Below are 12,600 nucleotides of genomic sequence, written 5' to 3'. Positions count from 1 at the left end.
CCGCCGGCGATGATAGAGTGTCGGCACATTCATCCGCGCCGGCAGGAGTTAACCGCTAATGGCTTATTCGCAACGCATTGAAACCGCAATTTTTGATATGGACGGCTTGTTGATCGACTCGGAACCGCTGTGGCTGCAGGCCGAGCTGGATATCTTCGGTGCGCTGGGTTTGGATCTGTCCGACCGTCACAAGCTACCGGACACGTTGGGGCTGCGCATCGATCTGGTGGTGAAGATGTGGTACCAGGCGATGCCCTGGCAAGGGGTTTCGCTCGATGAGGTGTCGGCACGGATTATCGAACGCGCCATCGAACTGGTGCACGAGACGCGCCCGCTGCTGCCGGGCGTTCGGCAGGCGCTGGAGCTGTGCCGCAGTCAGGGGCTGAACATCGGTCTCGCCTCCGCCTCACCGCTGCACATGCAGCAGCAGGTGCTGAAGATGTTCGATCTTGAAGGTTACTTCGATCAATTGGTTTCCGCCGAATACCTGCCGTACAGCAAACCGCACCCCGAGGTCTACCTGATTGCCGCCGAGCGCCTGGGCAGCGATCCGCTGCGCTGCATCACGCTGGAAGACTCCTTTAACGGCATGATTTCCACCAAGGCCGCGCGCATGCGTTCCATCGTGATCCCGGCCGCCGAATACCGCCACGATCCGCGCTGGGCGCTGGCGGACCACAAGCTGGACACCCTGGAACAGCTCACCCCCGCCCACTTTGCCTGACCTGCGGCGCCGGCCACCGGCGCCCTGACTTTTCCGTTCTGCGTCATAAAAGGGATCCGTGCCGCAAAACAAACGAAACAGCGTTTCATTATTATTGAATCGGCATGCTGTTGTTATTATGCTGGGTGGCAGGGAAAGCGACGGTCCGCGAAACGTTGTCACTGCCACGCAGCGCTCTTCGCGGCCGCCGCTTCCTCCCGCCGCTGCGTACTGAAAACCGCCCTTATTTCTCTCCGTTCCGCACAGCCCATTGCCCGCTTTTTGTTCACGCCCGTCAAAAGCGATGATTTGTTACGTATTGCCGTAACAAGCCGTTGTAAAACCGGGAAAAATAAACAATTGGTTACAGGGTAACTGCTTCCACTACTGGGAATTTTCCCATATACTGGATAAATTAACAGTTTACCAGCCGGAATCGCAACAGCATGACTGCGGAAGGACATCTCATTTTCTCTGTCGCTTGCGCGATCTTCGCCAAGAAGGCGGAAGTCACGCCAGAGCTGGCTACCGGCGACTGGTGGCACATCATACCCGCCGCGCTGCTGACCTCGCTGCTGCCGGACATCGATCATCCCAAGTCGGTACTGGGCCAGCGTCTGCGCTGGATTGCCCTGCCCATCGCCCGCGCCTTCGGCCACCGCGGCTTCACCCACAGCCTGCTGGCGATCGCCGGCGGCATGGCGCTGTTCCAGCTGGACGTGCCGCGCAGCTGGCCGATCCCGGCCGACGCGCTGCACGCCATGATCATCGGTTACTTCAGCCATCTGCTGGCCGATATGCTCACTCCCGCCGGCGTTCCGCTGCTGTGGCCATGCCGCTGGCGTTTTCGCCTGCCGCTGCTCAACTCGCAAAAAGGCAACCAGCTGGAGCGCGTGCTGTGCCTGTGCCTGGTGGCGTTTGCCATCTGTTGGCAAGGTGATTTCACCCTGCCGGTGCAATCCTATGTCGAGCAAATCAGAAATATCAGACTCTGATCACAAAAACCCGCTCAACCCATCACCTTCATGTATATAAAACAAACAAAAACACACAAAAAGCTATATCAAATTCCATTTGGATATAAGTAGGCCACTCGGCAAACTGTTACGATATTTACATCGCGACATACGTGATGCGTAGTCGTTTTTATAAGAAAGATTATTGGAGACATTGGGGATGAATCTTCCGCTCGTGATTAACGTGCTGGTGTTTGTCGCGCTCCTGTTGCTGTTGGCGCAAACCCGCCACAAGCAATGGAGCCTGGCGAAAAAAGTGCTGGTCGGCCTGGTGGTCGGCGTGGTGTTCGGCCTGGGCCTGCAGCTGGTGTACGGCTCCGACAACCCGGTGCTGAAAGAATCCATCAGCTGGTTCAACATCGTCGGCAACGGCTATGTGCAACTGCTGCAAATGATCGTCATGCCGCTGGTGTTCGCCTCGATCCTGAGCGCGGTGGCCAAGCTGCATAACGCCTCTTCTCTGGGCAAAATCAGCGTCCTGACTATCGGCACGCTGCTGTTCACCACGCTGATCTCGGCGCTGGTGGGCGTGCTGGTCACCAACCTGTTCGGCCTGACCGCCGAAGGCCTGGTGCAGGGCGCGCAGGAAAGCGCGCGTCTGACGGCGATCCAGACCAACTACGTGGGTAAACTGGCCGATCTGACCGTGCCGCAGATGGTGCTGTCGTTCATCCCGAAAAACCCGTTCGCCGATCTGACCGGCGCCAGCCCGACGTCTATCATTAGCGTGGTGATTTTCGCCACCTTCCTCGGCGTGGCGTCGCTGCAGCTGCTGAAAGACGACAAGCCGAAAGGCGAACGCGTGCTGGTGGCTATCGACACCCTGCAGGCCTGGGTAATGAAGCTGGTGCGTCTGGTCATGAAGCTGACGCCTTACGGCGTGCTGGCGCTGATGACCAAAGTGGTCGCTGGTTCCAACATTCACGACATCGTCAAGCTCGGCAGCTTCGTGGTGGCCTCGTACATCGGCCTGGCCATCATGTTCGTGGTACACGCGGTCCTGCTGGCCTTCACCGGCGTTAACCCGATGAAGTTCTTCCGCAAAGTGTGGCCGGTGATCACCTTCGCCTTCACCAGCCGCTCCAGCGCCGCCAGCATTCCATTGAACGTGGAAGCGCAGACCCGTCGTCTGGGCGTGCCGGAATCCATCGCCAGCTTCTCGGCGTCGTTCGGTGCCACCATCGGCCAGAACGGCTGTGCGGGCCTCTACCCGGCGATGCTGGCGGTGATGGTTGCGCCGACCGTCGGCATCAACCCGCTGGACCCGGTGTGGATCGCCACCCTGGTTGGCATCGTCACCATCAGCTCCGCCGGTGTGGCGGGCGTGGGCGGCGGCGCCACCTTCGCCGCGCTGATCGTACTGCCGGCGATGGGCCTGCCGGTGACGCTGGTCGCGCTGCTGATCTCGGTCGAACCCCTGATCGACATGGGCCGTACCGCGCTGAACGTCAACGGCTCCATGGCAGCAGGCACCATCACCAGCCAGCTGATGAAGCAAACCGACAAAGCCGTGATGGACAGCGAAGACGAAGTCGAATTGGCTCACCGCTAACGCCGTCTCAGAACGAAAAAACCGGGGATTATCCCCGGTTTTTTTATGCCCCGCGTTCGGTCGTTACGGCCGCTCGCCGTTCGCCAGCCGCCGGTTGATATCGGCGATCGCGCCCGGCAATTGCGCCAGTGTGTCTATCACATAATGCGCGCCCGCCGCGTACAGCTTATCGGCGGCCGCCGTGCGGCGCTGCTCTATTTCTCCTGCCGCCATTTGACGGTACTCCGACCAGGTAGCGCCGAACTCGTTGCCGGACAGCGCCAGCCCGATGCTCCACATCCCGGCGTTCAGCCCTTCGGCAATGCCCGGCACCGCGTCATCCACCTTCACGCAGTGCGCCACCGCATCGATGCCCAGCGCGATGACGTTCTGCAATGCCATCCACGGCCCCGGTCGGCCGCCGGCCGCAAGATCGTCAGTGGCGACCCAATAATCCGGCGCATAGCCGCGCTGCGCGGCGGCAGGCACCAGCACCTCCATCACCGCACGCGGATAGCCGGAGCAGGAACCGATTTTGATGCCCTGTTCACGCAGAGCGGCGATCGCCTGCGGCACGCCCTCAATGGGATCGGCGAAATCGATCACTTTGGCGATTTGCAGCGGCATAAACGCCTGATACAGCGCGTCGATGTCTTGATGGCTCATCGAGCGGCCCAGCTTCTGCCGCCAGCGTGCGTCGACCGCCGGCAGTTTGCCCAGCGCCTCGATGTGCTGCCATTTGCCGAGCCCCATCGGAATGCGCGCCTCCGCCAGGCTGATGTCGATATCGAAGGTTTGCTTGAACGCCTCGACAAAAATCTGCGTTGGCGCAAAGGAGCCGAAGTCCACCGTGGTGCCGGCCCAGTCGAGGATCACTGCGTTGATCTGTTTCATGGTCAATCCTTATTGATTCCAGTACATCGCCTGCCCGACGGCCGCCAGCAAGCGTTCGATATCCTGCGGATAAATTTCCCCGATGTTGCCGATGCGGAAGCAGTCGCTCTGCGACACTTTGCCGGGATAGATCACAAACCCTTGCTGCTTCAGGCGCTGATAAAACTCGGCGAAGCGATAAGTGTCGGCCTCAGGCGAATAGAACGCGGTGATGATCGGCGAATGCAGCGCATCGTCCAGCAGGGTCTCAAAGCCCAGCTCGCGCATACCCGCCACCAGCCGACGCTGATTGGTCTGATAACGGTGGTGGCGCGCGGCGATACCGCCCTCTTGTTCCAGCTCTTTCAGCGCCTGCGCGAAGGCCAGCACGGTGTGGGTCGGCGACGTAAAGCGCCATTTACCGGCCTGGTCTTCCATACAGCGCCACTGGGCATACAGATCCAGCGACAGCGAGCGTGAACGGCCGGCACATTTCTCCAGCTCGCTGCGGCGGGCGATGACGAAAGCGAAGCCCGGCACGCCCTGAATGCATTTATTGGCGGAGCTGATCAGAAAATCGATGCCCAGCGCATCCACATCCAATGGGATGCCGCCGAAGCTGCTCATGGCATCGACGATGAAGGTCTTGCCGTTGCGCGCCGCCAGGCCGGCGACTTTCTGCAGCGGGTTGAGCATGCCGGTGGTGGTTTCGCAGTGCACCATGGCGATATGGCTGATGCGCGCATCGCTTTTCAGCACCGCCTCCATTGCCGCCACGTCCGGCTCATTGACCTCTCCGCAGTCGAAAGCGTGGTGGTCAATATCCATCAGCCGCGCCATTTCGATCATCCGCGCCCCGTAGGCGCCGTTGTTGACGATCAGCAGCTTGTCCTGCGGGCCGATGACCGTGCCCAGCACGCCTTCCACCGCAAAACTGCCGCTGCCCTGCAGCAGCACCGAGGTGTACCCGGCGGACGGTGTCGCCAGCGCCACCAACCGTTGGCGGATGCGCTGCACCACGCCCAGGTTGTAATCTTCATCCCAGGTGCAGCTGTCGAACAGCATCGCCTCTTTTACCGTTTTCGACGTGGTCAACGGGCCGGGGGTCAACAGCAGGTAGTTACGATCGGACATGTCATTCACCTATTTGGTCTATACCAGATTGCAGGCATTGTGGCGGCAAATTCCTTCCCCGGTCAAACGACAAAGCGCGGTGAAACAAAAAATTCATCTGGCTATGTATAATAAGCGCGTGCCGGAATGTCGGGCCGATGCCATAGCGAGATGAAATGAAAGAACATCAGGGCGATATGCCCCATTACCTGCAGATCAAGGATCAGCTTCAGGCGCGCATCACCCGCGGCGCGCTGCAGGCGGGCGACAAGCTGCCTTCGGAGCGCGAGCTGTGCGCCATCTTCTCCACCACCCGCGTTACCATTCGCGAGAGCCTGGCGCAGCTGGAGGCCACCGGCGCCATCTACCGCGCCGATCGCCGCGGCTGGTTCGTCACGCCGGAACGGCTGTGGTTGGATCCGACGCAGAACACCAACTTCCACCGCCTCTGCCAGGAGCAGGGCCGCGCGCCGCGCACCGCGCTGCTGTCCGGCGAAAAAACCACGGTGCCGCTCGACGTGATGCAGCCGCTGGCGCTCGAGCCGTTCGATCAGGTGTATCTGCTGCGCCGCGTGCGCTATGCCGACGGCCGCGCCATCTGCTATTGCGAGAACCACTGTCTGCCGCAGCGGGTACCGGAACTGCTGAGCCACGATCTCAACGGCAGCTTGACCGAGGTTTATCAGCAACATTACGATTTGATTTACAGCAACATGCACCTGTCGTTCTACCCGACCGCCCTGCCTTACCGCGCCGCCAACGCGCTCGGCGCCATGGTCGGTCTGCCCGCCTTATTGCTGCGCCGCTTGAATTACGATCAGCACGGCCGCATTCTCGATTTCGACATCGAATACTGGCGCCACGACAGCCTGCGCATCGAGGTCGATACGCTTTAATCCCCAGCATGACGGGGCTGCGCCCGCCGCTCCGCCTTTCTCTCCCACGCCCAATTCCCGTTGTCGGCAACTCTATTTTGCCGCTTTCATTTGTTTGTCATATTCGCCGATTAGCTTGGCCGCATGTCTGGTGTATACCAGTTTCGCATTAACCCGCAACAGTGAGGCTGAAGCTATGAAACTTTCTCGTCTGGTCGTGATGACCGCCATCGCACTCGGCGCCGCGCCGGCCTGGGCCGCCGACGCGGTGGTGACCGTCTACTCCGCCGATGGCCTGCACGACGGCGATCACAGCTGGTATCAAACCCAGTTTGACGCCTTCACTCAGGCAACCGGGGTCAAGGTGCAGTACGTCGAAGGCGGTTCCGGCGCCATCGTCGAGCGCCTGTCGAAAGAGCGCAGCAACCCGCAGGCCGACGTGCTGGTGACGCTGCCGCCGTTCATCCAGCGCGCCGCCGCGGAAAAACTGCTGCAGGATTTCACCCCGCAGGATGCGGTGCAGATCGCCGGCGCCCAGCCGCAGTTCGTGCCGCTGGTGAACAACTACCTGAGCTTCATCTATAACGCCAAACTGTTGCCGCAGGCGCCCGCCAGCTATCAACAGCTGCTGGACGCGCAGTTCCGCAACAAGCTGCAGTACTCCACGCCGGGCCAGGCGGGTGACGGCACCGCGGTGATGCTGCAGGCGTTTCACAGCTTCGGCAGCAAAGACGCCGGTTTCGACTACCTCGGCAAGCTGCAGAGCAACAACGTCGGCCCTTCCGCTTCCACCGGCAAGCTGACCGCGCTGGTCAATAAAGGCGAGCTGCTGGTGGCCAACGGCGATCTGCAGATGAACCTGGCGCAGATGCGCAGCAACCCGAACGTGAAGGTGTTCTGGCCGGCCGGGCCGGACGGCAAGCGCAGCACGCTGGTGCTGCCTTACTATGTCGGCCTGGTGCAAGGCGCGCCGCAAAGCACCAATGGCAAAAAGCTGATCGACTTCCTGCTGAGCAAAGAAGCCCAGAGCAGCGTCAGCGCCATTTCCTACGGCATGCCGGTGCGTAAGGACGTCACCCCGACCGACGATAACTTCAAGCAGTCGCAGGCGGCGCTGAAAGGCGTGGAGATCTGGGCGCCGGACTGGAATCAGGTGGTGAGCAGCCTGTCCGCCGATATCTCCCGCTGGCACCAGGTGACCGAATGACGCTGACGATGCCTTCTACCCTCTCTTCCCGCGCCGAGGCGCGGGATAGCAGCCAGGACATCGCCGGGCCGTCGGGCATTCAGCTCGATCGCGTCAGCGTGTCGTATCGCGGCACCGAGGTGCTGAAACCCCTCACGCTCACCATCGCCCCCGGCGAAGTGCTGGCGCTGATCGGCCCCTCCGGTTCGGGCAAAACCACCGTGCTGCGGGCGATCGCCGGATTCGTGCAGCCGTCCGCCGGGCGTATTGCCATCGGTGACGTCGATGTCACCGACGTGCCGCCTTATGAGCGCGGCCTGGGCATGGTGGTACAGAACTACGCGCTGTTTCCGCATATGCGCGTCGAAGACAATGTGGCGTTCGGCCTGCGCGCCCAGGGCAAGCCGCGCGGCCTCACCGCCGAGCGCGTCGAAGAGGCGTTGGCCATCGTCGGCATGTCCGCCTACGCCAAGCGCTATCCCAGCCAGCTTTCCGGCGGCCAGCAGCAGCGGGTGGCTATCGCTCGCGCCATCGCGGTGCGCCCCAAAGTGCTGTTACTGGATGAACCGCTGTCCGCGCTGGACGCGCAAATTCGCCACAGCATGGTGGAAGAGATCGCCCGCCTGCACCGCGAGCTGCCTGACCTGACCATCCTGTACGTCACCCACGATCAGGGCGAAGCGCTGACGCTGGCGGACAAGATTGGCATCATGCGCGACGGCCACCTGATCGCCCACGGCGAGACCCGCGCGCTTTACCATCATCCCACGAACCGCTTCGCCGCCGAGTTCCTCGGCCGCGCCAACCTGCTGCCGGCCACCGCGCTGGAGACCACTACCGGGCAAGGCATGACCACCGTCAGCTGCGCCGGCAAAGTGATCGGCTGCTTCACCTACGGCGCACAACGCGGCTTCGACAAACTGCTGTGTATTCGGCCGCAGCATATTGCGCTCGATGCCGACGCCCAGCGCAGCAACTGCCTCATCGGTACGCTGCGCGATATTCACTGGCAGGGGGAATTGACGCACCTGCAGTTCGACGCGCAAGGCCATCCGCTGCGCGTGGTCACCACCCACCGCAGCCGGATGCCGCAGATCGGCGAGCGCGTGCCGCTCTATTTCGCCCCCGACGACGCGGTACTGATCGAGGACTGACATGACCGACTCTACGCTTATTCGCCCGGCCCTACGGCTGCGCTTGCCGCGCCGCCTGTGGATCCTGCTGCCGCTGCTGGTGCTGGCGACGCTGTTTTTCTATCCGCTGGCGCTGATCGTCAAACAGGCGTTTACCGACGAGCAGGGGCTGTTCAGCGCTGCCGCGCTGCACCAGGTGTTCGAATCCCGACGCTTTGTCGGCGCCCTGCTCAACACGCTGCAGATTGCGCTGCTGGCAACGCTGGGCTGCCTGGTGCTCGGCACCCTGCTGTCGCTGCTGCTGGTGTTCACGCCGTTCCCCGGCAGCCGATTGATCGCCCGGGTGATCGATACCTTTATCGCCATGCCAACCTTCCTGATCACGCTGGCCTTCACCTTTATTTACGGTTCCGCCGGCCTGCTGAACGGCACGCTGATGGCTACCTTCGGTTTTACCCTGCCGCCGGTGGACTTTCTTTACTCCATTTGGGGCGTGATCCTGGCGGAAATCATCGTGTTTACGCCGCTGGTGATGCGCCCGCTGATGGCGGCGCTGTCGCAGATCGATCGCAGCCAGCTCGAGGCCGCCAGCATCCTCGGCGCCCGGCCGGGGCGCGTGGTGCGCCAGGTGATTTTGCCCGCCGCGCTGCCGGCCTTGCTGGCCGGCGGCAGCCTGTGTTTGCTGTTGACCACCAATGAGTTCGGCATCGTGCTGTTTATCGGTGCCAAGGGCGTCACCACGCTGCCGATGATGGTCTATTCCAAAGCAATTCTGGAGTCGGATTACGCCGTCGCCTGCACGATCGCCGTCGTGAATATCGCGCTGTCGCTCGGGCTGTTCTCCCTTTACCGCTACGCCGCGGCGCGCGCCGGGCTGAGGAACTGACGATGTTGATTTGGTCTCGCACCGGCCGCACCCTGACCTGCACGCTGGCGGTCACGCTGTTCGCCCTGTTCTTCTGCCTGCCGCTGGCGGTGATCCTGATGTCCAGCCTCAGTGAACAGTGGAACGGCGTGCTGCCGAGCGGCTTCACCCTCAGCCATTTCCGCCAGGCCTTCAGTGGCGCCTCCTGGGACGCGCTGGTCGCCAGCCTGGCTATCGGTTTCAGCGCCAGCCTGTTCGCGCTGCTGTGTGGTACCTGGGCGGCGTTGGCGCTGCGCCACCATCAGGGGCGCGGCCAGCGCCTGCTGAGTACGCTGTTCTTCATACCCAGCGCGGTGCCTTCGGTGTCGATCGGTTTAGGGATGCTGGTGGCATTCAGCCAGGGGCCGCTGCAGATGAACGGTACCTTCCTGATCGTGCCCGTCGCCCACTTCGTGCTGATTTCCGCCTTCACCTTCGGCAACGTGATGGCCGGGCTGACCCGGCTTTCGAGCGACTACGAAAACGTCGCCGCCAGCCTGGGCGCTTCGCCGCTGTTTCGCCTGCGTCACGTCACCCTGCCGATGATCGCTCCCTATATGATCTCCGCCTTCGCCCTCAGCCTGTCGCTGTCAATGGGGGAGCTGGGCGCGACCATGATGATCTACCCGCCGAGCTGGGCGACGCTGCCGGTCACTATTTTTAGCCTGACCGATCGCGGCAGCATCGCCAACGGCGCGACGCTGACCATGATCTTGGTGGCGGCCACGTTGCTGTTGATGTTAGTGCTGGAGCGGATTGCGCAGCGGCTGACGCCGGGCGCAAAATAACAAAAAGGCGCTGCCATGGCAGCGCCTGATTCTTCGACGTGAAGGGTCAGAACGGGTAGTCGTGATAGCCCTGCTGTTCACTGATGCGCCGGGCGGCGACGTGCAGCAGCGCCACATACTCCTTCCGCGCCGCGTCGGAAAAGCGCAGCGTCGGGAAAGAAATGCTCAGCCCGGCGATCGCCACCCCGAACCGATCGAAGACCGGCACCGCAATGCAGCGGATCCCTACCTCCTGTTCCTCGGCATCTTCGCCGTATCCCTGCTCACGCACCCGTTCCAGCACCGGCAACAGCTCGGCGGCGCTGGCCAGGGTATGCTCGGTGCTGCGGGTAAATTCAATCTGCGACAGGATCTGCGCCACCTCATCCCGATCGCGCCAGGCCAACAGCACTTTACCGATGGCGGTGCTGTGCAGCGGGTTGCGGCGGCCGATGCGCGAATACATGCGCAGGTTATACATCGCGTCTATCTTGTGGATGTAGACGATGCCATCTTCATCCAGGGCGCCAAGGTGAATGGTTTCGCGGGTATGATTCGACAGTTCGCGCATCTGCACGTCGGCGCTGCGGATCAGATCGACGTTCTGCAACGATTTGGCGCCCAGCTCGAACAGCTTGAGCGTCAGCGCATACTTTTCCGTCTCCCCTTCCTGCGAAACGTAGCCCAGCGCTTTCATGGTCTGCAGAAAACGGTAGACGGTGCTTTTAGACATCATCACCCGCTGGGACAGTTCGGTAATGCCAATCTCGCGCTCATCGCCGAGCGCCTGCAAAATGCCGAACACTTTCATCACGGATGAGACGGCATCCGGCTGCTTGTCTGAATCTGCGTTAGCCATGGTGCATACCCTACTTAACGGTTTTGTTTCAGGAAATTTAAACAAGGGTTTCAGTATAATCGGAACAGATCGCGACGCGCAACGCACATGAATGCTAAGTGATTGAAGCCAATTGGATAACCGCCGACCTGCTCATCGCCGTTTACAATTAAGCAGACAAGGGGCATGCAATCGCAGGCGATTATGATTAGCATGATAATACTCCCCTGAATAAACACCGCTGAGACCAACATGCGTCCTTGTTCCGACGGCCTCCCCGTCCCGCAACGCTATGGAGCGATCTTCGCGATCGCCCTCGGCATTACCGTATCCGTACTCGACGGCGCGATAGCCAACGTAGCGCTGCCCACCATCGCGCGCGATCTCAACGCCAGCCCGGCCAGTTCCATCTGGGTGGTCAACGCCTATCAGTTGGCGATCACCGTGTCTCTGCTGTCGCTGGCGTCACTCGGCGATCTGGTTGGCTACCGCCGCATCTATCAGGCCGGGTTGCTGGTGTTCAGCATTACCTCACTGTTCTGCGCCCTGTCCGACTCGCTGCTCACGCTGACCATCGCCCGCGTGCTGCAAGGCTTTGGCGCCGCCGCTATCATGAGCGTCAACACCGCGCTGATCCGCATCATCTACCCGCAGCGTTTTCTCGGCCGCGGCATGGGCATCAACTCGTTGATCGTCGCCTGCTCCTCGGCGGCCGGGCCAACGGTGGCGGCGGCGATCCTGTCGGTCGCATCCTGGCAATGGCTGTTCGCCATCAACCTGCCGATCGGCATCGTCGCGCTGCTGCTGGGGATGAAATTCCTGCCGGCCAACGGCCAAAAAAGCGATAACCGCCGTTTCGATCCCACCAGCGCCGTGCTGAACGCGTTGACGTTCGGCCTGCTGATCACCGCCATCAGCGGTTTCGCCCAGGGCCAAAGCCTGACGCTGATCTTCAGCGAGATCGCGGCGCTGCTGGCGATTGGCGCGGTGTTCGTGCGCCGTCAGCTGCGCCAGGAATTCCCGCTGCTGCCGGTCGACCTGCTGCGCATCCCGATCTTCGCCCTGTCGATGGGCACCTCAATCTGCTCATTTGCTGCGCAAATGCTGGCGATGGTGTCGCTGCCGTTCTTCCTGCAAAGCGCATTGGGCCGCGACGAAGTAGCGACCGGGCTGCTGCTGACGCCGTGGCCACTGGCGATCGTGGTGATGGCGCCGATCGCCGGCCGGCTGGTGGAGCGCGTGCACGCCGGCCTGCTGGGCTGTATTGGGCTGGCGGTGTTCGCGCTCGGGCTGTTCTCGCTGGCGCTGCTGCCCGCGGCGCCGTCGGATGGGGACATTATCTGGCGCATGGTGCTGTGCGGCGCCGGCTTCGGCCTGTTCCAGTCGCCCAACAACCACACCATCATCTCCGCCGCGCCGCGTAACCGCAGCGGCGGCGCCAGCGGCATGCTGGGCACCGCGCGCCTGCTGGGGCAAACCTCGGGGGCCGCGCTGGTGGCGCTGATGTTCAACCTGTTCCCCACCTCCGGCACCCACGCTTCGCTGATCCTGGCCGGCGTGTTCGCCACCCTGGCGGCGGCGGTCAGCAGCCTGCGCATCACCCAATCGACGGCGCAAACGGCGCAGCCAAGCCGCGAGGTGAAATAGCGGACATAAAAAAA

Annotated in this window: 12 protein-coding genes; 9 read left to right on the top strand and 3 right to left on the bottom strand. The window is 62.0% G+C overall.

The annotated features are described in order from the left end of the window. Positions 1-58: 58 nt before the first annotated feature. The 3 genes from hxpB (at position 59) to FUU19_RS23595 (ending at position 3,271) form a co-directional block, all read left to right on the top strand. Positions 59-724, top strand: a complete 666-nt coding sequence (hxpB, locus tag FUU19_RS23605; RefSeq protein ID WP_202669395.1) for a hexitol phosphatase HxpB — start codon at positions 59-61, stop codon at positions 722-724. 425 nt (positions 725-1,149) lie between these two features. Beyond that, the gene (locus tag FUU19_RS23600) at positions 1,150-1,698 is read left to right on the top strand and encodes a metal-dependent hydrolase (RefSeq protein WP_004931456.1); all 549 of its coding nucleotides are present in this window, start codon (positions 1,150-1,152) and stop codon (positions 1,696-1,698) included. Between the two features lie 181 nt (positions 1,699-1,879). Continuing rightward, positions 1,880-3,271 carry an L-cystine transporter gene (locus FUU19_RS23595; RefSeq protein WP_038877619.1) on the top strand — a complete coding sequence of 464 codons (1,392 nt, stop codon included), beginning with the start codon at positions 1,880-1,882 and terminating at the stop codon, positions 3,269-3,271. A 63-nt stretch (positions 3,272-3,334) separates the two neighbouring features. On the opposite strand, the gene phnX is transcribed toward FUU19_RS23595, so the two are convergent. Together phnX and phnW are read right to left on the bottom strand one after the other, a co-directional pair. Beyond that, the gene (gene phnX / locus FUU19_RS23590; protein WP_202669394.1) at positions 3,335-4,144 is read right to left on the bottom strand and encodes a phosphonoacetaldehyde hydrolase; all 810 of its coding nucleotides are present in this window, start codon (positions 4,142-4,144) and stop codon (positions 3,335-3,337) included. 9 nt (positions 4,145-4,153) lie between these two features. Further along, positions 4,154-5,257: a 2-aminoethylphosphonate--pyruvate transaminase gene (gene phnW, locus FUU19_RS23585; RefSeq protein ID WP_197781813.1), complete on the bottom strand. Its 1,104-nt coding sequence runs from the start codon at positions 5,255-5,257 to the stop codon at positions 4,154-4,156. Positions 5,258-5,412: 155 nt separating this feature from the next. Between phnW and phnR the strand changes: the two genes are divergently transcribed. From phnR to FUU19_RS23560, 5 genes are all read left to right on the top strand, one after another. Continuing rightward, complete coding sequence (gene phnR / locus FUU19_RS23580; RefSeq protein ID WP_047576048.1) at positions 5,413-6,132, top strand: phosphonate utilization transcriptional regulator PhnR; 720 nt, start codon at positions 5,413-5,415, stop codon at positions 6,130-6,132. A 175-nt stretch (positions 6,133-6,307) separates the two neighbouring features. Beyond that, positions 6,308-7,318: a 2-aminoethylphosphonate ABC transporter substrate-binding protein gene (locus FUU19_RS23575; RefSeq protein WP_197833886.1), complete on the top strand. Its 1,011-nt coding sequence runs from the start codon at positions 6,308-6,310 to the stop codon at positions 7,316-7,318. A gap of 8 nt (positions 7,319-7,326) precedes the next feature. Next, entirely contained in the window at positions 7,327-8,451 is a 1,125-nt protein-coding gene (phnT, locus tag FUU19_RS23570) for a 2-aminoethylphosphonate ABC transport system ATP-binding subunit PhnT (RefSeq protein WP_230490558.1), read from the top strand. A gap of 1 nt (position 8,452) precedes the next feature. After that, positions 8,453-9,316 carry a 2-aminoethylphosphonate ABC transporter permease subunit gene (gene phnU, locus FUU19_RS23565; protein WP_230490502.1) on the top strand — a complete coding sequence of 288 codons (864 nt, stop codon included), beginning with the start codon at positions 8,453-8,455 and terminating at the stop codon, positions 9,314-9,316. 2 nt (positions 9,317-9,318) lie between these two features. Next, positions 9,319-10,122: an ABC transporter permease gene (locus FUU19_RS23560; protein ID WP_060419250.1), complete on the top strand. Its 804-nt coding sequence runs from the start codon at positions 9,319-9,321 to the stop codon at positions 10,120-10,122. 46 nt (positions 10,123-10,168) lie between these two features. Here FUU19_RS23560 and kdgR read toward each other — a convergent pair whose 3' ends face one another. Next, on the bottom strand, positions 10,169-10,960 hold the full coding sequence (gene kdgR, locus FUU19_RS23555; protein WP_089194667.1) for a DNA-binding transcriptional regulator KdgR: 792 nt from the start codon (positions 10,958-10,960) through the stop codon (positions 10,169-10,171). A gap of 231 nt (positions 10,961-11,191) precedes the next feature. Between kdgR and FUU19_RS23550 the strand changes: the two genes are divergently transcribed. Then, entirely contained in the window at positions 11,192-12,586 is a 1,395-nt protein-coding gene (locus FUU19_RS23550) for an MFS transporter (RefSeq protein ID WP_230490501.1), read from the top strand. Positions 12,587-12,600: the final 14 nt, after the last annotated feature.

It is taken from the genome of Serratia montpellierensis (assembly GCF_020858655.1).
GTDB classification, from domain to species: Bacteria; Pseudomonadota; Gammaproteobacteria; order Enterobacterales; family Enterobacteriaceae; genus Serratia; species Serratia montpellierensis.
The sequence above is the reverse complement of the archived record's forward strand: the minus strand, read 5'-3'. Positions and strand labels throughout refer to the sequence as shown.